At 60.9% G+C, this 20,614-nt stretch carries 19 protein-coding genes; 7 read left to right on the top strand and 12 right to left on the bottom strand.

Annotated elements, in window-relative coordinates; all coding sequences use genetic code 11:
• Nucleotides 1-12: 12 nt before the first annotated feature.
• From G6M89_RS01370 to G6M89_RS01355, 4 genes are all read right to left on the bottom strand, one after another.
• Nucleotides 13-660 carry a methyltransferase domain-containing protein gene (locus tag G6M89_RS01370; RefSeq protein WP_165160009.1) on the bottom strand — a complete coding sequence of 216 codons (648 nt, stop codon included), beginning with the start codon at nucleotides 658-660 and terminating at the stop codon, nucleotides 13-15.
• A gap of 247 nt (nucleotides 661-907) precedes the next feature.
• Nucleotides 908-3,787: an ATP-dependent helicase gene (locus G6M89_RS01365; protein WP_165160008.1), complete on the bottom strand. Its 2,880-nt coding sequence runs from the start codon at nucleotides 3,785-3,787 to the stop codon at nucleotides 908-910.
• Nucleotides 3,788-3,910: 123 nt separating this feature from the next.
• Nucleotides 3,911-4,873, bottom strand: coding sequence for a Brp/Blh family beta-carotene 15,15'-dioxygenase (locus G6M89_RS01360; protein WP_165160007.1), 963 nt, complete (start codon nucleotides 4,871-4,873; stop codon nucleotides 3,911-3,913).
• A gap of 115 nt (nucleotides 4,874-4,988) precedes the next feature.
• The gene (locus tag G6M89_RS01355; RefSeq protein WP_165160006.1) at nucleotides 4,989-5,798 is read right to left on the bottom strand and encodes a lycopene cyclase domain-containing protein; all 810 of its coding nucleotides are present in this window, start codon (nucleotides 5,796-5,798) and stop codon (nucleotides 4,989-4,991) included.
• Between the two features lie 170 nt (nucleotides 5,799-5,968).
• Here G6M89_RS01355 and G6M89_RS01350 point away from each other — a divergent pair, with 170 nt between their 5' ends.
• From G6M89_RS01350 to G6M89_RS01340, 3 genes are all read left to right on the top strand, one after another.
• Nucleotides 5,969-7,633 carry a methyl-accepting chemotaxis protein gene (locus G6M89_RS01350; protein WP_165160005.1) on the top strand — a complete coding sequence of 555 codons (1,665 nt, stop codon included), beginning with the start codon at nucleotides 5,969-5,971 and terminating at the stop codon, nucleotides 7,631-7,633.
• Nucleotides 7,630-8,355, top strand: a complete 726-nt coding sequence (locus G6M89_RS01345) for a bacteriorhodopsin (protein ID WP_165160004.1) — start codon at nucleotides 7,630-7,632, stop codon at nucleotides 8,353-8,355. Before G6M89_RS01350 ends, G6M89_RS01345 begins: the two co-directional genes overlap by 4 nt.
• 189 nt (nucleotides 8,356-8,544) lie before the next feature.
• Complete coding sequence (locus G6M89_RS01340) at nucleotides 8,545-9,279, top strand: MBL fold metallo-hydrolase (RefSeq protein ID WP_165160003.1); 735 nt, start codon at nucleotides 8,545-8,547, stop codon at nucleotides 9,277-9,279.
• Between the two features lie 29 nt (nucleotides 9,280-9,308).
• Here the strand turns inward: G6M89_RS01340 and G6M89_RS01335 are convergent, their stop codons facing one another.
• On the bottom strand, nucleotides 9,309-10,265 hold the full coding sequence (locus tag G6M89_RS01335) for a formyltransferase family protein (RefSeq protein ID WP_165160002.1): 957 nt from the start codon (nucleotides 10,263-10,265) through the stop codon (nucleotides 9,309-9,311).
• 279 nt (nucleotides 10,266-10,544) lie between these two features.
• Between G6M89_RS01335 and G6M89_RS01330 the strand changes: the two genes are divergently transcribed.
• Nucleotides 10,545-13,781: an RND family transporter gene (locus tag G6M89_RS01330; protein ID WP_165160001.1), complete on the top strand. Its 3,237-nt coding sequence runs from the start codon at nucleotides 10,545-10,547 to the stop codon at nucleotides 13,779-13,781.
• On the top strand, nucleotides 13,778-14,542 hold the full coding sequence (locus G6M89_RS01325) for a TrmB family transcriptional regulator (protein ID WP_165160000.1): 765 nt from the start codon (nucleotides 13,778-13,780) through the stop codon (nucleotides 14,540-14,542). The genes G6M89_RS01330 and G6M89_RS01325 overlap by 4 nt, the downstream gene beginning before the upstream one ends.
• 7 nt (nucleotides 14,543-14,549) lie before the next feature.
• On the opposite strand, the gene G6M89_RS01320 is transcribed toward G6M89_RS01325, so the two are convergent.
• From G6M89_RS01320 to G6M89_RS01295, 6 genes are all read right to left on the bottom strand, one after another.
• Nucleotides 14,550-14,858, bottom strand: coding sequence for a hypothetical protein (locus tag G6M89_RS01320; protein ID WP_165159999.1), 309 nt, complete (start codon nucleotides 14,856-14,858; stop codon nucleotides 14,550-14,552).
• A 76-nt stretch (nucleotides 14,859-14,934) separates the two neighbouring features.
• Entirely contained in the window at nucleotides 14,935-15,339 is a 405-nt protein-coding gene (cdd, locus tag G6M89_RS01315; protein ID WP_165159998.1) for a cytidine deaminase, read from the bottom strand.
• 51 nt (nucleotides 15,340-15,390) lie between these two features.
• On the bottom strand, nucleotides 15,391-16,803 hold the full coding sequence (locus tag G6M89_RS01310) for a phosphomannomutase (protein WP_165159997.1): 1,413 nt from the start codon (nucleotides 16,801-16,803) through the stop codon (nucleotides 15,391-15,393).
• Between the two features lie 156 nt (nucleotides 16,804-16,959).
• Nucleotides 16,960-17,364, bottom strand: coding sequence for a hypothetical protein (locus G6M89_RS01305; RefSeq protein WP_165159605.1), 405 nt, complete (start codon nucleotides 17,362-17,364; stop codon nucleotides 16,960-16,962).
• 53 nt (nucleotides 17,365-17,417) lie between these two features.
• Nucleotides 17,418-17,957 (bottom strand): cyclic pyranopterin monophosphate synthase MoaC, encoded by a 540-nt coding sequence (gene moaC, locus G6M89_RS01300; RefSeq protein WP_165159996.1) that lies wholly within the window; start codon nucleotides 17,955-17,957, stop codon nucleotides 17,418-17,420.
• Nucleotides 17,950-19,383, bottom strand: a complete 1,434-nt coding sequence (locus G6M89_RS01295; RefSeq protein WP_206335408.1) for an NAD(P)H-hydrate dehydratase — start codon at nucleotides 19,381-19,383, stop codon at nucleotides 17,950-17,952. The genes moaC and G6M89_RS01295 overlap by 8 nt, the downstream gene beginning before the upstream one ends.
• A gap of 74 nt (nucleotides 19,384-19,457) precedes the next feature.
• On the opposite strand from G6M89_RS01295, the gene G6M89_RS01290 reads away from it, so the two are divergent.
• Nucleotides 19,458-19,955, top strand: coding sequence for a hypothetical protein (locus tag G6M89_RS01290; protein ID WP_165159995.1), 498 nt, complete (start codon nucleotides 19,458-19,460; stop codon nucleotides 19,953-19,955).
• A 38-nt stretch (nucleotides 19,956-19,993) separates the two neighbouring features.
• Here the strand turns inward: G6M89_RS01290 and G6M89_RS01285 are convergent, their stop codons facing one another.
• A complete protein-coding gene (locus G6M89_RS01285; RefSeq protein ID WP_165159994.1) occupies nucleotides 19,994-20,272 on the bottom strand; it encodes an acylphosphatase in 279 nt (92 codons plus the stop codon).
• Between the two features lie 96 nt (nucleotides 20,273-20,368).
• Between G6M89_RS01285 and G6M89_RS01280 the strand changes: the two genes are divergently transcribed.
• Nucleotides 20,369-20,614, top strand: a complete 246-nt coding sequence (locus tag G6M89_RS01280) for a hypothetical protein (RefSeq protein ID WP_165159993.1) — start codon at nucleotides 20,369-20,371, stop codon at nucleotides 20,612-20,614.

The following is a 20,614-nucleotide window of genomic DNA, read 5'->3' as shown; positions in this document are numbered from 1 at the left end:
GCCGAGATGCCCTCAGCCACGCAACCCACAGTGGGCAACGACGAGTTCGACCGGGACGACGAGAACCCACTCGATGTGGGTCTGAACGACGCCGAATCCGGCGTTCGTAAGGACGGTACTGACATCGAGCGGTCGACTATCGACCAGCGTCGGAAAAACGTCGTTGAGTCGCGTATAGAGCAGCGAGATGGTATCGCTCGCCGCTGTCGTGGGGCTGATGACACAGATTCGACCGCCTGGTCTAAGCACACGATGGATTTCCTCGAGTACAGTTGTCCGATGATCGTCGGCGAATAACTCGAGCGTGAAACTCGCGAGGACAACGTCGAAGCTGTCGGTATCGAATGGCAACGACAGTGCATTGCCGCAGACAACCACGGATGGATCCTCGTCGTCAAGCTGGTCCCGTGCGAGTTGGCACATCTGCTCTGCAATGTCGATCCCGATGACCTGGCCGTCCGATCCGACAGCGTTCTGCAGTGTGGCCACCCCGCGACCGGTCCCACAGCCAATGTCGAGAACGCGGTCGTCGGGAGAGACGCCGAGGTACTCAATTCCGCGTCCCCGAAGACGACCCTGAACAGGATCAACGAGGACGTCATAGTACGGACTGAGCGCATTATACCACGCTTTGCTGTAGTGTGTTTGTTCCCTCCTCACGGTTCTGTGTGCTCTTTGGAGTTGCGGGAGAACCGCTGGAAGAGAGTGACGATACCGAATAGTACCCCGACAAAAATGGCACCTCCTGCAAGCAGAATAAGGAGGATGAGGGTAATCGGAAGGGCAACATTGGCAATCGGCAGCATCATAACCGAACGGGGACGTACAATTATTGACATTAATGAGTTGTTCGCAGGGAACTATATTTAAAAATTAGTGTCGGAAATCCTCGTGGTGGGCTCGAGCCCTACTCTGATTCAGAGGCGAGTCCTTGCATCGACTCTGTGCCAATCTCCTCGAGAACGTGCTCGTGAAACGCCTGTAAGGCCGCACTCTCGTCTTCGGCGAGCACAACGTCACTCGCAGAGAGTGTCGCGAGGCCAAAGGCACGCGGCGTCGGCGAGTCGACGAGGTGGCGTTCGATTATGAGGTCGCCCGAATCGATGGCGTCGACGACGGACTCGAGTTCGTCGACGGCGAGTTTGTCCTCGAGAATTTCGCGGTAGGTCTCCTCGATGACGGCGAAGTTCTCGAGGTCCTCCGCAAAGCCGAGTAACATCTCGCTCGAGACCTGCTGTTCGCTCGCGGATTTCTCGTAGCCCTTGTAGCGTTTGAGGATCATCAGCGAGCGGGTTGCATTGATCCGGAAATACCGTTGCAACAGGTCGGTATCAGCAATCGCTGCGCGCAGATCATCCCGGACCTGATCGGCCGAGAGATCGTCGATGATGCTCTCGAGATCGACTTTTCGATTCAGGGGCATCGAGAGCACGAAGCCGTTGTCCGCGACGGCGACGCGGACGTTGGCGGTCGCCTCCTGGGCACAGCGATACGCCAGCAGGCGTGAGAGGCCGTCGTTGAACTGTCGGCCGTATGCGGAGTGGATGTAGTAGTGGCGTTCGTACTCCTCGCGGTCGCGGTCGACCTCGATGGCGAGTCGGTCGGGCGTGCTGACGCTTTCTGGGCCGGCGTACTGGAGTTGGTGGTCGAACAGTCGCGCAATGGCGCGGACGCTGTTGTCGTCTAACGGGAACTCTCGGAGCCACGCGCGGACTCGCGCCGGCCCGCCCTCCTCGTAGTGGGACAGCAGTTGCCCCTGAAAATCGACAATCTCCCGGCCCAGATCGTACGACAGCGGGAGGCGTTCGGAGTACCACGACGGCACCGTTGGCCGCGAATGCGTGCGGTCGACGTAGACTTTCGACCCGCGGCGGTACCGGAATTCGAAGTGATCGCCGCCGAGAACGAACACGTCGCCTTTCTCGAGCGTGTCCAGATAGTTCTCATCGAGTTGGCCGACCCACTCGTCGCTGGCGCGGGTGTAGACATCGCAGGTGAAGGAGTCCGGAATCGTTCCGATATTGGTCATGTAGATTACCCGCGCGAGTCGGCCGCGCTTGCCGATCAGGGGTTCGCCGACCGGATACTCCTCGTAGTGGTGCTCGCCGTCTGGCGGGTCGTTCTCGTCGCGCCAGATCTTCGCGTAGACGTTCTTGTCCTCGAGGCCGGCGTAGTCGGCGGTGAGGTACCGACAGAGTGACTCCCACTCAGCCTCGGAGTAGTCGCGGTAGGGATAGGCACGACGTAGAATGTTCGTCACCTCCTCCTCGGGGCGAATCTCGGCGATTGCCATCCCGTAGACCTGCTGGGCTGCCACGTCCTGTGCGTTTTCGGGGATCGAAACTGAGTCGACGAACCCCTCCTCGGCCTTTTTCAGCATGACGGCACACTCGAGGAGTTCGTCTCGGTCCAGCGCGATGACCCGCCCGGTGACGGTCTGGCCGACGCGGTGGCCGGCGCGGCCGACCCGCTGGAGCAGCGAGGCGACGGATTTGGGCGACCCAACTTGGACCACGAGGTCGACGTGGGGCATGTCGATCCCCAACTCGAGGCTCGTTGAGGTGGTCACCACGTCGAGCGTGCCGTCTTTGAGCCGGCTCTCGATGTCGTGACGAACCTCCTTCGAGAGGCTGCCGTGGTGACAGCCAGAGTTCTCCTCGTCGTAGGCGTCGAAGTTCTCGCGGAGGTTGTGCAGGACCCGTTCTGCGCCCGAACGGGTGTTCGTAAAGACGAGCGTGTTCGTATGGTCCTGAATGTGCTCGTGGAGCATCCGGTAAAACCGCTCCTGAACGACCTCGCGGGAGGTGTTGATCAAGTCGTCCGTGGGACACTCGAGTTCGATGTCGAACTCGCGGGCGAAGCGGGCGTCGACGATGTCGTAGTCGCGCGGACTGCTTTCAGGAGCGTCGTATCCTCGCGGGTCGCGTTGCTCTCCGCTCGGCTCCTTCGAGTTGCCTGGCGGCACCTCGCGGGTCACGCTGTTCCCCGCTCGCTTTTCCGAGGTGCCTGACGGCACCTCGTAACCCACCAAAAACTCCGCAACCTGCGACAGCGGATCAATCGTCGCCGAACAGCCGATTCGCGTGATATCGTGGTCGACCATCGCCTCGAGTCGCTCGAGACTCACGGACAGATGCGTCCCCCGTTTGCTCGCAGCCAACGAGTGGATTTCGTCGACGATGACGTACTCTACCGTCCGAAGCTTTTCGCTGAACTTCGGCGAGTTGAGCAAGATGGCGAGCGTCTCGGGCGTCGTGTTCAGAATGTGGGGCGTCTCCTCGAGCATCTTCTGGCGCTCGCTCGAGGGGGTATCGCCGTGGCGGATGGCGTGGCGAATCTCACCCATCGGTTCGCCGCGGTCGGCAGCAATCGATTCGATGCCCTCGAGTGGCACCTCGAGGTTCCGATGGATGTCGTTTGCGAGCGATTTGAGGGGGGAGATGTACAGACAGTAGACGGCGTTCTCGAGGCCCGCGTCCGTATCGCGGTCCAGTTGGTAGAGGTAGTTGATGATCGAGAGGAACGACGACATGGTTTTGCCCGAGCCGGTCGGCGCACAGATCAGCGTGTTCTTCTCGTCGTGGATTTTCGGGATTGCGCCGCGCTGTGGCGGCGTAAAAAAGCCCTCGTTCTCAGGGACGTACTCGCCGAATTCCTCGAGCCACCACTCCTGGACTGCGGGCTCGAGCAGGCCGAAGATGTCGCTGTCGGTGATCGTCGCCGCGTCGGGGTCAAAGGGCAACTCGTCGTCGGAAAGGGGCAACTCGAGGTCCGCGAGCCCGCTCATTGGTGCCGACTCGGGGCCGGGTATGTAAGAGGGTTTGGCCAGTGGAGTGAAAGTGAAACACCGCCTCGAGTGACCGCTCTATTCGCCAGACAGGGTCACGGTCGCGTAGTATGGTTGGCTGTATCACGCCCACACGTTCTGTTCCCGGTCGAGCAACGAGACAATGACAGTATGGGGAAGCGTCAAGATAGCGAGACAGACCAGATAGAGGCCCAGTAGGTCCGTCGGCGTCGCCGGCGTTTGTGGAACGGCGAGTGCGAGGCCACCGAGAACGATCAGCGCGCCGGCGGTCAGTGGCGTTGCGTCTCGAGTGAATCGCCACGTTGCAGCGCGGATGTCGCGTCGCTCGAGCGCGGCGGTCGCGCGGGTATCGACGAGCATGGTGCGAAGGATGTGCCGGACCGAGTGCCAACCGGCGAAGTAGAGTCCGATTGCAAGAATCGGTGGCACGACCGCAAAGAAGACAAGGAGCCCGACGGTCTCGCCAGCATCGAGCAGCCACGACCGGGATGGACCCATCCGCAGGAGCCCCCACACGAGCGAGGTCACGACGAGTGTGACGATAGTCATCGCCACCCACGCGCGGACTCTCAGATCGAACGCGGGCTCGAGTGTGGCCGCTGTGGCCGGTTCGAACAGGTTGATGACGGCGGTCGCGACGAACGCATACTGGTCCGGAAACGCGACCAGCGGGACAAACATGGGGATTCCGCCACGGACACAGAGTGCGAGGAGACGTTGCCCTCGGGTCTCGAGGTGGTCGGTGCCCAGTAGCTCGAGGAGGGCAAAGACGTCGCCTTGCCCCCAGTGAACGACCGTTAATAGAATAAACCCGACAAACGCGACGACTGGCTCGACCAGCCACAGGAGCACGTAGCCTGCGGCGAGTACGAGGTAGCCCGAACAGACGAGTCCGACCGACCGGCGGGTGACCGGCTCGCCGCGAGCGCGCGGAAGCACGAGATGGTCGATTGCTCCGTGCGGAAGTCCGAGGATGAGGACGCTGGCTGCAAGTGGCACTGCTTGCACCGCTAGCGGCATGCTATCGACGAGTGCCGCGAGCGTGACGCCGATTCCAAGTACCATCACAGCGAACGCGAGGGTTGTGAGTCTTGCTGTCTCGAGAGCTATCGGGGTGGCAGTTGAGGAGAGTGGCCTCTCGACTGGTGCTCGCCCCGATTGATCGCTTTGACTGGAGTCGTTAGGAGTCATCGCGGTCGACTTCAGCCGTCGGGTGAGAGTTTTGGAATCGGGCGGGCACGGGCACCAGTTCCGGCAGTTCGTGACGGCGCTCAAGCAGCCACAGATAGAGGACAACGGTCTGAACCACGAAAATGTTCGTGACGAGGAAGAAAACGGCTTCTTCGATTGGCAACCCGAAGAGATCGTACCCAATCGTATGTACTTCAGAAATCTGCCATATTCCGAGCCCGATTGCGATTCGGTCGGCAACCCAGAGATAGAGCGTCGGAACGGCGATGCCGATTGCGACAGTCCAACGGACTTCCCAGAGGTAAGACAGGCCAAACCCCCATTGAATCGCCAGGATTGGGCCAGCCCAGAGGAAGATCGCTCCCAGATAAATCGTCGACTGTGTCTCGAGCGATAGCAACAGGTAGCCAAAGAGGGAGACAGCTACACCGGCGCTTGCACCGAGAACGCGATGGCTGCGCGGAAGTGCTAACGACCGATCGGCAATCTGGGGCCACTGGAACAGCCAGAACGCGGTGAGGACTGGTTGCAGAACGAAGAACAAGTATTCCCCGAGTGGCGCGTGCCAGATCGTCGCGGCGACGGCGCCGTCACCGTACCACCAGACGCCCTCGGCGATAAGCAGGTTGTCCCACGGCGTCGTGTAGACGAGCGCGAGCGCACAGACGATGGCAACCGCCGATAGCGGATCGCGCCCCCACCAAGCGTCCTCGCGACGGATTGCAAGCCACGCGAGGAACGCAATCGGTGGTAGAATAAACAGCACGTGAAACTCGAGATAGCTCAGCGGAACAGTCATCGGTAGTTGGTGTGGTCTCTCGGGTCGATTGATCGCTGCATTGCCCGCCTGTTTCGGCAAGGGGGTAATGAACGATCTGGCTAACGATGAACTCCCTTTGAAGCCTCGAGAAGCGATCTCAACACTGTTGGCCACTATCGCTAAAAGAGAGGGGTTTCATATCGCATGCTATGAACGTCGCGAGATTGCTGTTGCCTGGTCGGGTTCGCCGGAATTACACGGCGAAACTCGGCGCGATATTCACGCTTGTTACCGTCGTCACGATCGTATTTGGTGGCGTCCTGTACGGAGAGATTACTGCCGGCATCGAAGCTGGTGACGCCGCAGCCGTACAGAACGCTGCGGTGTCGGCGATTCTTGGGTTGATTGTCTTGACGGTGATCAATCTCGGGCTGGTCGCGGCGACTGTTGGCGGAAACACCGCCGCGTCGCTTTCGGCACTGTCGACGACAGCGGCCAGAATGGGCGATGGCGACCTCGAGGTTGACCTCGAGACACGTCGTGAGGACGAAGTTGGCGACCTGTACAACTCGTTCGATGAGATGCGGACCTCGCTTCGGACATCGCTCGAGGAGACTGAGACTGCCCGCGATGAGGCAGAAGCCGCTCGCGTCCGAGCTGAAGAGGCACGCGAACAAGCTGAAGCCGCCAGAACGGAGGCCGAAGCTGAGCGAGAACGACTCGACGAGATGAACACTAAGTTAGAGGCTGAGGCCGAGCGATTTAGCGACGTGATGGCTCGCTGTGCCGACGGTGATCTGACCGCGCGGATGGACGCCGAAACTGACAACGAGGCAATGGCGGATATCGCCAACTCGTTCGACGAGATGATGGATGGCATCGAGCAGTTAGTCGGGCGTATCCACGGCTTTGCAGTCGACGTGTCAACGGAGAGTCGCGAGGTCCGATCGAACGCCGAGCGGGTCCAGGAAAAAAGCGCGGACGTCAACGAGACCATTGCAGATATTTCCGAGGGCGCAACCGTCCAGACGGAGCAGATCCAAGGGATTGCCCGCGAGATGGATGACATCTCCGCGACGACAGAGGAGATGGCCGCAAGCGCGACACAGGTGGCCCAAACGTCCCACGAAGCCGCAGAGGCGAGCGAAAACGGCCTCGAGATGGCTGAATCCTCGATTGCAGAAATGAACGAGATTGAGGCCCAAACAATGGCGACTGTTGACGCAATCGAGACGCTCCATGAGGACGTCAGAGAAATCGGTGAAGTTACGGAAATTATCGCAGACATTGCCGACCAGACGAACCTGCTCGCGCTGAACGCCTCTATTGAAGCGGCCCATGCCGACCGAGACGGTGACGGCTTCGCGGTCGTCGCAAGCGAGGTCAAATCCCTCGCTGAGGAGACAAAAGATGCGACTGAAGAGATTTCAACGTCTATCGACGGCATCCAAGAACGGACCGAAATGACTGTCGAAGACATTCGAGAGACAAGCGAGCGACTCTCTCGCGGTGTCGAAACGGTCCAGGAAACAGCCACCTCCCTCGAGCGAATTGTCGATTCGGTTGAAGAAGCGAATACGGGGATTCAGGAGATCAGCACGTCGACGGACCGGCAGGCTGAGTCGGCCTCAGAAGTGGTGAGCATGATCGATGAGGTCTCAGATATTGCTGAGACGACTGCTGGCGAAGCTACCGATGTCTCGGGTGCAGCCGAGACCCAGATGGACGTGGCCGGGGATGTCTTCGAGCGCGTCGAGCATCTGTCCAACGGCGCACAGACGTTACTCGAGGTTCTCGAGGACGTGCAGATATCCGAACGAGGATCACGCACGCGCGTGCACTCGGCGCTGGCTGACGGAGGCGAGTTGCGATGATCGACCTTGAGCCAACGCTGGTGTTTTGGATCGGTGCGTTCGGGATGGCTGCTGGCACGGTGGCGTTCGTGTGGGGTGGGATCAGTGCTCAGACTGCCCAACGGCGATATTACGGAATACTGGTGGCAATCAGTTCAATTGCATTCCTGGCCTATGTGTTGATGGCGCTCGGTGTCGGCTGGATATCTGTTGCTGATCGGACTGTATTCATTCCGCGGTACATCGATTGGATTCTGACGACACCGCTACTGTTGCTCTTTTTGGGCTTGCTCGCTGGAAGCGGTCGTCGGGAACTGGGCCTCGTTATCGGTGTCAATACTGCTGTGATGGGCCTTGGCTTCGCCGGTGCTCTCGTGGCGGGATCGGCGCGATACGGGCTGTTCGTTCTAGCTGGTATTGTCTACCTCGGATTGTTGTACCTGTTGCTCGGTCCAATGACTGCTCGGGCGAGCCAGCACGGGACCGGTGTCGCGTCGCTGTTTACCAGTCTTCGAAACTTGACAGTGATCCTCTGGACGGTGTATCCAGTCGTCTGGCTACTCGGTCAACCCGGTCTTGGACTGCTTACGCTTACGGTTGATGTCATGCTCATCATGTACCTTGATGTACTCACGAAGGTTGGATTCGGCCTGATCGCGCTCAACGCGAGCGCAGTCATCGAGAACCCGTTTGAAGAGTCGGTCACCGAAGCCGAACCCAGTGCCGTCTCGAGAGCGGACTGATACGGATTGGTATGACAATGTGCCGGCGTAACCGACGCTCTGGCCGCGGGTGCGCCGGAAATGACGTACAGTAAACCGTATGATACGGTCGGTTGTACTGACTGGGACACCCAGTTCTGTTCTTGTGAGTGTACTGTTGCAATATCGGCCAGCGCAACCCTTTTGCTCGGCCCGGGCACACGCTCTCGCATGCAGGTTACGTTTTTGGGCACCGGAAGCGCGATGCCGACTGGCGAGCGCTTCCAGACGGGACTGCTCGTTCAGGAGGACGGTCGAACGTTGCTGCTCGACTGCGGATCAGGCGTCCTTCACCGACTCGAGCAGTCTGGCGTCGGCTACGAGGCCATTTCGACGGTGCTGTTGACGCATCATCACCTCGATCACGTCGCCGATCTCCTGCCGCTGATGAAAGCCCGCTGGCTCGCCGGTGAGGAACAGCTCGAGATCGTCGGCCCGCAGGGGACAAAAGGACTGGTCGACGACTTGCTCTCGGTGCACGACTACATGCAGGATCGGCTCGACTTGCAAATTCGCGAGGTCCATCAGGGCGAGTTTTCGGTCGCCGGCTTCAACGTGTCGGCGTACGAAACCCGTCATTCGTTGCCGTGTCTGGCTTACCGATTTGGCGATCTCTTTACCTTCAGCGGCGATAGCGAGGCGTTTGCCGGACTAGCGAACTTCGCTGAGGGCTCGGCGGTGCTGGCACACGACTGCTCGTTTCCCGACGATGTCGACGTCTCGAATCATCCCACACCGGAAACGCTTGGAACCGCACTCGCCGGCCACGACATCGGCCGGGTGTATCTGACACATCTGTACCCACACACCGATGGCCGCCACGACGAGATGCTCGAGTCAATTGCCAGACAGTACGACGGTGACGTTCGATTCGCGGAGGATCTGACGACGGTCACCATCGAGTGAGCGGCCACCCTACCAGCAGGCTCTCGAAGTCAGCGGTGGTGCCCGGACGAATCAGAGGCAGGATTGGTTTCTGCGTCCGCAGACCGTGCGTTTTCGCTTTCCTCGAGCGCCAGTACGCGCTGTCGGTACCGGCGTTCCAGTCGGCCACGGAGATTGCGCGCCAAAACACGGGCCGAGAACCCGAGTGAGCGGCGCTGTTTCCGGGAGTAATACGTGCCGAGTTCTGACTCTGGAACCGTCTCTGGCTCGAACGACGGATCTTGCAGATTCTCGAGGCCGTCACTCAAGAGGTCAATTTGCAGCGTTGCCGTTCGGTCGAAGACGTCCCACATCGTCTCACAGTCCGCAACTGAAACCTCGTCGATGGCGACGATTTCGCCACCGTCGATTGAGTCCGTCAGACGCTGTAACGTCGCGCCTGCGACTGACCGGTCTTCGTAGAAAATCGCCGGCGGACCCAACCCGCGAAAGCGACGGATATCGGCGGGGTGAAAGCTCAACACGCCGTAGTCGGGTGCCTCGAGAATACCGCCCCGAATGAGCCCAAAGCCAAAGCGGATGACGACGTCACACTGTGTTGCAACGTCTGAGACGACGCGGTCTGGAAATTCGGCCCACGAACCCGTACGTTCTGGACGACAGCGTACGTGATCGACACCCTCGAGTGCGGATACGTCGTCGATGGCGCGGCGGTGCCAGAGCCCGGCGGTATCGCCAGCGACTCTGGCAATGTTTCGTTCGGCGAGGACAAGCGTCCAAGCGCGTTCTTGGCGCAGTTCGCGTAGAAATCGCGTCACATCGCTGAATTCGATTCGGTCGCGCGTGTTCCAGTCGTCAATTGAACATGAGTCGTTCCGCCCGTTGCTAACAACGAGGCTGATCTCGAGGTCAGTCCTCGACTGCAGCGTCTCGAGGGCGCGGACCTGCCACTCGTAGAGAAAAGGTTCGACGAGAAGGCCAACTGTCTGCGGTTTTGTTGAGCCCATGTATCAACGGTATAACTACAGCCAATTAGTTAGGCCTCCACTTGAGACAATTACACCGGTGTAGGTTCACTATTGACGCGGGATGTAATTGATTACAGACATCCTATTAGCCAGTATTGATTCCGTACTCTTGGTGGGTATACGGCTTTCAGAACAATATCAGACTCTATGAAATTCTCAATAGTATCAACAACCAAATACGTATAAGCCGTGCCGTTTGTAGGATTATAACAACAGCATGTCTTGCCAACGCCGTGGTCGTTCGATGGAGGCGATGAGATGAGTCTGCCACACCGCCTCGCCGCCATTGTGACCGATCATTCACGGATCGTTTTTGTAGCCCTTCTCTTGCTAACCGCGCTTGTGGGTGCGGGAATGCCGATGGTCGACGACGATTCCTCGCTGGATCAGTTCGAAACCGATTCTCCGGAGGCCCAGGCGATGGACGACATCGATGAGCGATTCGGTACCGACGATAACACGACTGCCGTCCAGTTGATCACCAGAGGCGACGGCGACAACGTCCTCGAGCGCGAGTCACTGCTCGAGTCACTCGAGTTCCAACAGGAGATACGCTCAAATGAGTCCATCAACGAAACACTCGCTGATGACGACCCAATCACCGGCGTTGAGAACCTGGTCGCAATTACGGCGAATGCGACCGAGCAGGGCGAGGAACTCGAGGAACGCGGTGAAGAACTCGGCGAGCGCGAGGCTGAACTCGAGGCCAGAAGCGCCCAGCTCGAGGCTGGAATCAACGAGTCTCGAGACCTCCAGCGCGAGTACGAGCAGCTGAGTGCCGAGTACGACGAGGACGACCCAGAGTACCAGCAGGGAGCCGCTGACATCGAGGCGGGCTACGACGAACTCCTCGAGGAAATCACAACGGAGGCTAACCTCGATGACGAGCAAGCCGAGACGTACGAAGAATTCGCCGGACAGGCGCGCATGCTCGAGTCGGATCTGTACGAACTCGAGCAAAGCGTCGAGGATCCCGACCAACTCGAGGAGCTTGACGAGTATCAGGAGATTCAGGAGGGTCTCGATGACGTCTACGCTGGCGCGACGATGGGCGTCCTCGAAGACGAGTACGAGCAACTTGAGGACGACTTCGACGCCTTTGAAGCGGATCAGGAGGCACTCGAGGAGGACGACGAGCGACTCTCGCTCGAGGAGCAGATTGAGACGCTCGAAACGATTGACGACGACGCGTTCGAGGACGCACTCGAGGACACGCTCGCAGACGGCGATAACGGCGAGGACGGGGCAGGATTGGCCTTCATGCCTTCGGAGTACGAGCCGGGCTCGACCGACGCTGACGCCCGGATGACCTCGATCATGCAGGATACCGGTGGCGACGACCTCGAGATGGGCGCGGCTGAGGGTGGCAACGGCGTGGTCGACGCCCAGCAAGACCTCGGGACGCTCGCGTCGGCACACGAGCATGACCACGTCGTCTTCGGCGTGGGGATCATCACAGACGAGATCGACCGCTCGATGGTCGATAGCCTCTCGATTGTCGGGCCGCTTGCGCTGGCGTTCGTCGCTGCGGCACTGCTGGTCGCCTACCGTGACCCGCTCGATATCGTGCTCGGCCTCATCGGTATCGTCGCGGTGCTCGTCTGGACGTTCGGCTTCATGGGCTGGGCAGGAATCTCGTTCAACCAGATGTTCGTCGCGGTCCCGGTGTTACTGATCGGGCTCTCGATAGACTACGCGATACACGTCTTTATGCGTCATCGAGAGCAGCGGGAAGCCGCGCGGGCCACAGTCGAGGCGGAGCGAGTGGCGACTGAATCGGGCATCAACACCGTCCGTGGCTCGATGTCTATCGCCCTCGCTGGTGTCGGCGTTGCGCTCGTCTGGGTGACTGCAACGACGGCAATCGGGTTCCTCGCGAACCTCATCAGCCCAATCGGGCCGATTCAGGAGTTCGGCGTCGTCAGCTCTGTCGGAATTATCTCCGCACTGATCGTCTTCGGCGGACTCATTCCGGCCGCGAAAGTCGAAATCGACTCCTGGCTCGAGTCGCGTGGCTTCGACCGGCATAAGCGCGCGTTCGGGACTGGCGGCAGCCGATTCAGCAGCCTGCTTTCAGTTGGTTCTGTCGTTGCACGTCGCATCCCGCTGGTCCTGTTGGTTGCCGTCCTGTTGCTTACCGCCGGCGGCGTCTACGGCGCGAGTCAGGTCGATACGAGCTTCGAGGAGGAGGATTTCCTCGCGGAGAGTCCGCCTGAGTGGACCCAGAACCTGCCCGGCTCGATGGCACCCGGCGAGTACCAGGCCGCGGATAATCTGGACTACATCAACGAGAACTTCCAGCGCGACGACGTTCAGGCACAGATTCTGGTCGAAGGCGATGTCGCCAATGGGGACGTTCTGGAACGCCTCGAGGCCGCACAGGACGAGGCCAGCGACAGTCCGGTGACGTACACGCTGCCGACTGGCGACGCGGATGTCGAGAGCCCGCTCTCGGTGATGGAAGAGACCGCGGCACAGAACGAGTCGTTCAACGAGTCGTTCCAGGCGGCGGATACGACAGGCGACGACGTTCCTGATGAGGACGTGCCGGCGCTGTTCGACGAACTGTTCGAGGTTGACGAAGACGCTGCGAGCAACGTCATCCACCGAACGGACGACGGGGAGTACGATTCGGTCCGACTCATTGTGGCGACTGAGGGCGACGCTGCCTTTGCAGACACGACAGACGAGATGCGGATAATTGCTGGCTCGATTGACGACGATGGAATCGGCGACGACCGCGCCGTCGCGAGCGACGACGAGGCGGATAACGAATCCGTTGCAGCCGCCGACTACAGTGGCGTCAGTGCCATCGCAACTGGGGACCCACTCGTCAACTACATCGTCGAACAGGATCTGCTCGATACGGTTCTCCAGAGCCTGCTCATCACGCTCGTCGCCGTCTTTACGTTCCTTTCTGCGGCGTACTGGCTGACCGGCAACAGCGCAACGCTCGGTGCCGTCACCCTGTTGCCCGTTGCGTTCGCGACGAGTTGGATTCTCGGCACGATGTACCTCATCGGGATGCCATTTAACGTCCTGACGGGGATGATCACCAGCCTCACCATCGGCCTCGGTGTCGCCTACAGCATCCACATCAGCGCCCGCTACACCCTCGAGTTAGATCGTCAGGGCAACGTCTGGGACGCGATGAACACGACGGTTACCGGCACCGGCGGTGCCCTTCTCGGGAGCGCAGCGACGACCGTCGGCGGCTTCGGGACGCTTGCGTTTGCCATCCTGCCCGTGCTCCGGCAGTTTGGCATCATTACCGGGCTAACGATCATCTACGCGTTCCTGGCGAGCGTCGTGGTCTTGCCAACGCTGCTCGTGCTCTGGACCCGTTACCTTGGTCCGGATGTCTCGTTTGATCGGCACTCAACACAGCGACGAACGCCTGCCGCAAGCGATGGCGGCAGCGTAGCTGACGACGAGGCGGCCGAGACAGAGGTAGCTACTCAAGTATCCGATGAGAACGATGGTGATACCCAATGAGCGTCGACGAAACCGAGGCTATTGACGCGTTCGAACGTCTTGGCCTCACCAGCTACGAGGCGAAAGTCTTCATTGCACTCCACCAACTCGGCTCCGGCACCGCTCGAGATGTCGATCGAGTCGCCGATGTGCCGCGTTCGCAGGTCTACAGCGTCGCCGAGAGCTTGGAAGAACGCGGGCTCCTCGAGGTCCAGCAGTCGAGTCCAATCCGCTACCGGCCGGTCAGTCTCGAGGAGGCAGAGCGCACCTTGCAAAATCGCTTCGAACAGGAGCGAGAACGGGCGTTTGCGTACGTCGATGAGGTCAAACAGGACTCTACCGGCGAGGAAACCCAGGAAGATATCTGGACCGTTCGCGGCCGGGACCGGGTCGACGACCGCGTGTTGGACCTACTTTCGCGGGCCGAAGAACGGATCGTCTTCGGGACACGCCTGCCGGAGTTCATCACCGAGCCAGTGGAACGCGCACTCGAGTCGCAGGCGGCCGAGGGCGTCTCTGTCCTCGTCGTGAGTCGCGTGGAGTCGATCCGAACGCAATTCGAGCACCTCGAGGGCGTCACGGTCGACTCACCGCCACAGTCGCGGACCAGCGATCAGCGCTCGGGACGGATCATCGTCGTCGACGACGATACGATTCTGTTGAGTGTGGTCGACGACGACGGCTGTGAAACTGCGATCTGGAGTGCTGGATCGCTGTTTGCCTCGGTGCTGGTCCAACTGATCGAAGCGAGTGAAGAAGTCCACGAGTCCTCGAGCGGGTAAGTTAGTTTCAGTATCTGCCTGTGCCGTCGTCAGTGGCTGTAAACGGAATTGACGGCAGCGGAGCGAGATCGAACGCGGCAGCCCCGCAGTAGAGGGCAAGGACGACAAAGGGAGCGACAAAGAACAGCCCGTCAACACCGTGTACGAGAACATTCTGGACGCTTCCCCAGAGGAGCACTAACGAAAAGCCAAGCAACGCCAGTGTACCGATGACATCGAAGATGGCATCTCGAGTGGCGCGTCGGACGATGGTGTAGAGTTCCGCGTCATCCATGTCAGAGAGGGGCGTTCGCTGCGTCTCGTCTGGAGGGGACATACCTGTGTCGTGACAGTCAGTCTCCAAAGTGGTTCCGATCAGACAACGACTCGTCATCAGTGGTCACTCGAGACGACTACTCGAGCGTCTCCTGACTGATCGTATTCGGCAGCAGTTCGCTGAGGGTATATTCTGTTGGCTCCGCGTCCTCGCCCTCATCACAGAGCACCCGGAGATTGTCGTCACAGAACTCCGCCAGCGTCTGGCGACACATCCCGCAGGGCGTGACGCCGTCGCGGCGACCCGAACTGACTGCGAGCCGCGCGAAATCGCGGTGGCCCGTCTTGACCGCCTCTGCGATGGCGACCTCCTCGGCGTGGAGACTGTTGCTGTAGTTCGCGTTCTCGAGGTTACAGCCAACGAAGACCTCGCCGTCTGCGGTCTCGAGTGCAGCCCCGACACGGTATTCGGAGTAGGGGACGTGCGCCTGGGTCTGGATATCGCGAGCGGCCTCGATGAGGTCGGCGTCAGAACGTGCCATAGCGACTGCTTGCTCAAGCGCGGGCAAGAAAGCACCGCCCGCTTGCGAACGTTATGTACTGTGTTCTGCGACCGTCGACTCGATTACGTCGCTTGCCTCGCTCACCAGTTCGTCGACCTCATCGCTCTCGGCGTAGATGCGAACGTAGGGTTCGGTCCCGCTCGGGCGGACAAGTACCCACGAGGCGTCGTCGAACTCGAGGCGCACGCCGTAGTCCGTGTCGACCGTCGTGTCGGGGAACGTCTCAGGGAGTGCGGTCTCGAGCGTTTCCATCACGTCCGATTTGGCGTCGTCGGGACAGTCAACGCTGATCTTTCGGTAGGGACGTTCGGTGACTGGCTCGCGGAGCGCGTCCGTCCCGCCGGCGTCGGCGACGAGCACGGCAACCGCGGCGGCGCTGACGACGCCGTCAATCCAGCCGCCGAAGGCCGTGTGGATATGTTTCCACGGTTCAGCCGCGAAGACGATTTCGGTGTCTTCATCGCCCGCTGCTCGCTCTCGAGCGATGCCTTCGTGGAGTGCACCGAGGCGAACGCGTTCGACCCGGCCGCCGGCTTCGCGGACTCGCTCGTCGATCCGTGCGGAGGCGTTCGGCGTCGTGACGACGACGGGATCGGCCGCCTCGCTCGAGGCGACGTAGTGTTCGGCGACGACTGCGAGAATCGTATCCTCGTGGATCACGTCACCGTCGGGTCCGAGAACCACCAGTCGGTCGGCGTCGCCGTCGTGAGCGAGTCCGAGGTCGAAACGCTGCGTTTCGGTCGGTGACGTGTGTGGGTCGGTCTCTGCAAGAAACGCCGAAAATTCGCGAAGTGTCTCCGGCGTCGGCTTGCTCTCTCGAGCCGGGAAGTGGCCGTCGACGGTTGCATTGAGGGCAACGACCTCAGCGCCGAGGCGTTCGAGCACGTGGGGTGTCGCAACCGATCCCATCCCGTTGCCACAGTCGACGGCAATCGAGAGACCCGCGAGTGGTCCTTCAGCATCCGCTTGCCCGGCGAGTTCGTCTTCAATATACTCGACGACCAGCTCTCGGTACGTCTCGAGGATGTCCATCCGACTCGAGTCGCCCCAGGTGTCCCACGGGACGGGGGCTGTGGCATCGTCGGCGAGCGCGTCCTCGATTGCGCGTTCGGCCTCGCGGTCGTACTCGACGCCGTCGGCGAACAGCTTGATGCCGTTGTCTTCCGGCGGATTGTGACTCGCCGTCAGCATCACACCGCGGCGACCACGGGAGGCGAACGCGAGCGTCGGCGTCGGCACCTGCCCAATCCGGATGACGGACGCCCCAGCGCTCTCGAGGCCGGCTTCCATCGCCGCGGCAAGCGCTGGCCCGGTTTCGCGGCCGTCGCGGCCGACGACGAACGTTTCGCCCGGCTCACCGGCGGCTTGCCCGACCTCGAGCGCCAGCGCCGGCGTGATTTCGGTCACTGGACCGCGAATACCAGCGGTCCCGAACAGTGTCATATGGTGAGGTTCTGCGAGGAGATACTTATACTGTAGCGAAGACGAAACGCGCTATGAAAGGGTCAGAGAGACAGTAGTGTCATCGTAGCTGAAACTACTCTGTGCCGCTGATTGCTCGTCCAGCGGACGAACTGAGCCAGCGATTTCGGATTTGATTCACGTTATCGCCGCTCGCCACCCCGGCTCGTAGCACAGCAGTTTGACGAGTGGAATCGCAACGACCAGCAACGGTACCCCGACAATGACTGAGGTAAACGGGTCTGGCGGTGTCATCATAGCTGTGAAAACAATAGTCACGAGCCCGCCGATACCGACCGCTCCGGCCCACTGCTCGAGTGAACCCCCGGACTCGTCTCGAGAGGGGAGTCGTTGTCGATAGAGCAGATACGCTGGCGCAGCAATCGGCGCTAAGACGAACGCGAACAGCGCCCAGTTGTCACCGCTTGCCCCACGAGCGTTCGCATCTGCGGCGATTGCATAGCAGAAACAGGCCGCAGTGAACACGAACGCGCCGATGTATGCCAACAAGACGACTTCGTGTGGGATCGGGCCGAGTTGCATCGACTCCGAGTCGTGTTGATATGACAATCAGTCTTCTGATTCAGACTGCGTGTTCACCACTGGTGTTTTTCCTTTGTGAGCACCCGCACGTTCTCGATACCCGTCTCGGGATACTGCCCATCCGCGTCCTTCTCGACGGCTTTGACCATATCCCAGACGACGTTTAAGCCGGTCGTGACACCCTCGAGCGCCTCCATCTCACAGCCCGTCTTGCCGGTCGTCTCGACGGCGACCTCGCACTCGAGGCGGTCCTCCTCGAGGTCGAATGCGGTGTCGACGTTCGTGATCGGAATCTGGTGACACATTGGGATCGTCTCCCAGGTGTGTTTGACGGCCTGAATCGCGCCGATTCGGGCGGTCGCGAGCACGTCGCCCTTGCCGATTTGGTCGTCGCGGATGGCCTCAATAGTCGAGGGCTGAAGCCGAATCTCACCCGCTGCGACAGCGCGGCGCTTGCTGTCGGGTTTGTCGCCGACGTCGACCATCTGTACGTCGCCCTCGTCTGTGGTGTGCGTGAGATCTCGAGCGTCGGCGTCATCATCGTGTCTCGGGTCCGGATTCGAGCCTGCAGCGGGCGTGGGATCGTCAGACATTGGGCGCACCTTCGTCCCACAGCACAGTAGGGATTTCTGTGAGCAGTTCCGAGGCGAGAAAGCCGTGTTCGTCGCGCTCGGCAAGTCGTTCGCCGGCCAGGCCGTTGACGTGAGCGGCTGCAGCCGCCGCATCCAGGGGGTCAGCGTGTTCGACCAGCGCGGCGACGATTCCCGCGAGCGTGTCGCCGGTGCCGCCGACTTTCATGCCGACGGTTCCAGAGCGACTGATTCGCGTGCGCTCGCCGTCGGTGATCACGTCGTCGGCTCCCTTCGCGAGGACGACGTGTCCGAGGTCGGCCGCAAAGGACTCGATGTCGTCGGCGACGGCCTCGAGATCGTCCGCTTCGGGGCCACCCATTCTCGCGAGTTCCCCCCGATTCGGCGTACAGATCAGCGTCGCATCGGTCTCGAGGTCGGGCACGACTTGCAGCGCGTCGGCATCGACGACTGCGGTGCCAGTGTAGTCAGAGAGGAACTGCTGGGCAGCCTCGAGCGTCTCGTCTGCGGTGCCCAGTCCCGGCCCGATGACGACCGGCGACTCGTAGTTTTCGACGGTCTCGAGGAGGTCCGTAGCTTGCTTGGATGTGAGTACGTCCTCCTCGTAGGGCTGGACGATGAGGTCCTCGCTGTAGCCCTGGATTTCGCCAGCGACGGTGTCGGGCGCGGCGACGAACGCGAGTTCGGTGCCAGCGCGGAGCGCGGCCTGGGCGGCGAGCGCCGGCGCGCCGGTGTAGGGACCGCCGCCGATGATATTCGGTCGTCCATTGCGGCCATCGGGGCGAGCAAGGTCAATGTCGCCGGGGCCGACGAAACGCTCGGCTGCAGCGGGGATGCCAATGTCCGCGACGGTGATCGGGCACTCGAGGTCGGCGAGTCCGGGTTTCGTGTCGTGGAACGTGACGACGTGGTCAGCCTCGATGCGATTTGCAGCGTGATCGCCGCCATCGGCGTCGAAGCCCGTGGGTACGTCGACCGCGAGCACTGTCGCGTCGGCTGCGTTGATCGCCTGCGCGGCGGTCGCAACGGGTTCTCTGAGGCCGCCGCTGATTCCTGTCCCGAGCATGGCGTCGATGACGAGGTCACAGTCTGGCAGGTCGAACTGACTCGAGTCGCGCACCTCGCGGGCGTCGTAATCGGCCTGCTCGAGGATCTCCCAGTTCTCCTGGGAAATCTTGGTGCCGATGTTCCCAGCCCGTCCGAGCAAAAAGGTGGTCACATCGTACTCCTCGAGAAAGCGGGCGGCGACGAACGCGTCTCCGCCGTTGTTTCCGCGGCCGGCGACGATTGCGATGGTTGCGCCCGGCTCTACGAGGTCGCGAACCGCGCGGGCAACGGCGTTTCCGCTCGACTCCATCAACTGCTTTTGTGGCACACCGAGTGCCGCAGCGTTCTCGTCAACGGCGGCCATCCGCTCGCCTGTGATCATACAACTGGCTTCGACCGGCCGGCCGTTCAATATTGCGACGACATGCTCAAGCCGTCCCAGCCCCCAGTAGCGTCGTGAACGTCTTCTGGCTCGATGCGGAGCCGCGACTCGCTGCGCGATATCACTGCGACCAGCACGTCAACAAACTGCTGCTCGAGGCCGCGCAGGTGCTGTGTACGGCAGCCCGCGAGAACGGCCTCGAGCGCGAGTTTCTCTACCAGCCGACGCATATCGCGCATCCAGTAACGCAGTGGGCGACCGAATCGCGGGCGAACTGGCTCCGCCTGCGCGAGCACGCCGAGGCGCTCAACGCGGAGTTCGTCGAGCGCTACGAAAAGGATGAGGACCACGCAAGCTGGCAGGTGATTGAGCAAATCGACCCCGATGAAATCGACTTTCCTGCAAGCGAGCCCACGCCGCGCCCGCAGGCTATGCCCGACGAGTACAAACGCCCGGATGATCCCGTCGCGGCCTACCGTGCCTACTACGCCGGCGAAAAGGCTGAATGGGCCGAGTGGAACTACACCGACGAACCGCCGTGGCTCGAGGAGTATCTCCCTGCGCTCGAGTGAGCCAGTGGTTGTGGCCCTCAAGTAATCTCTGTCCGGCCTCAGTACTGGATTTCAAAGCCGTCTTCGCCCTGTGGGTCTTCGTACTCGACTTCGACATCGTCGACATCGGCCGCAGGACTGCCTTCGTGACAGAACTCGAGCATTGACTCGACTGCGTCCTCGCGTCCTTCGAAGACGGCTTCAACGCGCCCGTCTGAGAGATTTTTTACCCAGCCATCGACGCCATTGTCCTGTGCTGTATCGCGTGTCGTTGCACGGTAGTAGACGCCCTGTACCTTGCCCGAAACGAAAACGTGTGCACGCGTCCAATCTGTCATAGCTGGACCGTCGGTCGCAAGCGACAAAAAGCCAGTTCGTTGCCACTCGCTGCAATCCGGGCCTGCGCTTAACTGTAACCACGGTGTATGGCCGCTATGGGACCGCTCGACCGCGTCGAAGACGAGTACGTCGACGTCTCGAGTCGCCGGGCAACCGTTCGGGAACTGCTCGAGTTAGCTGCGGGTGCGCTGGTGTTCGTCCTCGTTGCAAGCGCCCTTGCGTACTATCTGCTCGGCGACACAGTTGCACTCGTGGTCGCGGGAGGGCTCGTCCTGATCTTCGGTGTGATGCTCATTTCGCAGGCGTACTGGGCGATCACCGGGCGGTCGGATTACGAGTAA

Origin of the sequence: Natronolimnobius sp. AArcel1 (assembly GCF_011043775.1) — an archaeon.
Classification (GTDB): Archaea; Halobacteriota; Halobacteria; order Halobacteriales; family Natrialbaceae; genus Natronolimnobius.
The sequence above is the reverse complement of the archived record's forward strand: the minus strand, read 5'-3'. Positions and strand labels throughout refer to the sequence as shown.

What these genes read in the sequence shown, in the direction of transcription:
- G6M89_RS01365 (WP_165160008.1), bottom strand. Translation starts at nt 3,787, where the DNA reads ATGAGCGGGCTCGCGGACCTCGAGTTGCCCCTTTCCGACGACGAGTTG.
- G6M89_RS01360 (WP_165160007.1), bottom strand. Translation starts at nt 4,873, where the DNA reads ATGGTACTTGGAATCGGCGTCACGCTCGCGGCACTCGTCGATAGCATG.
- G6M89_RS01355 (WP_165160006.1), bottom strand. Translation starts at nt 5,798, where the DNA reads ATGACTGTTCCGCTGAGCTATCTCGAGTTTCACGTGCTGTTTATTCTA.
- G6M89_RS01350 (WP_165160005.1), top strand. Translation starts at nt 5,969, where the DNA reads ATGAACGTCGCGAGATTGCTGTTGCCTGGTCGGGTTCGCCGGAATTAC.
- G6M89_RS01345 (WP_165160004.1), top strand. Translation starts at nt 7,630, where the DNA reads ATGATCGACCTTGAGCCAACGCTGGTGTTTTGGATCGGTGCGTTCGGG.
- G6M89_RS01340 (WP_165160003.1), top strand. Translation starts at nt 8,545, where the DNA reads ATGCAGGTTACGTTTTTGGGCACCGGAAGCGCGATGCCGACTGGCGAG.
- G6M89_RS01335 (WP_165160002.1), bottom strand. Translation starts at nt 10,265, where the DNA reads ATGGGCTCAACAAAACCGCAGACAGTTGGCCTTCTCGTCGAACCTTTT.
- G6M89_RS01330 (WP_165160001.1), top strand. Translation starts at nt 10,545, where the DNA reads ATGAGTCTGCCACACCGCCTCGCCGCCATTGTGACCGATCATTCACGG.
- G6M89_RS01325 (WP_165160000.1), top strand. Translation starts at nt 13,778, where the DNA reads ATGAGCGTCGACGAAACCGAGGCTATTGACGCGTTCGAACGTCTTGGC.
- G6M89_RS01320 (WP_165159999.1), bottom strand. Translation starts at nt 14,858, where the DNA reads ATGTCCCCTCCAGACGAGACGCAGCGAACGCCCCTCTCTGACATGGAT.
- cdd (WP_165159998.1), bottom strand. Translation starts at nt 15,339, where the DNA reads ATGGCACGTTCTGACGCCGACCTCATCGAGGCCGCTCGCGATATCCAG.
- G6M89_RS01310 (WP_165159997.1), bottom strand. Translation starts at nt 16,803, where the DNA reads ATGACACTGTTCGGGACCGCTGGTATTCGCGGTCCAGTGACCGAAATC.
- G6M89_RS01305 (WP_165159605.1), bottom strand. Translation starts at nt 17,364, where the DNA reads ATGCAACTCGGCCCGATCCCACACGAAGTCGTCTTGTTGGCATACATC.
- moaC (WP_165159996.1), bottom strand. Translation starts at nt 17,957, where the DNA reads ATGTCTGACGATCCCACGCCCGCTGCAGGCTCGAATCCGGACCCGAGA.
- G6M89_RS01295 (WP_206335408.1), bottom strand. Translation starts at nt 19,383, where the DNA reads ATGATCACAGGCGAGCGGATGGCCGCCGTTGACGAGAACGCTGCGGCA.
- G6M89_RS01285 (WP_165159994.1), bottom strand. Translation starts at nt 20,272, where the DNA reads ATGACAGATTGGACGCGTGCACACGTTTTCGTTTCGGGCAAGGTACAG.
- G6M89_RS01280 (WP_165159993.1), top strand. Translation starts at nt 20,369, where the DNA reads ATGGGACCGCTCGACCGCGTCGAAGACGAGTACGTCGACGTCTCGAGT.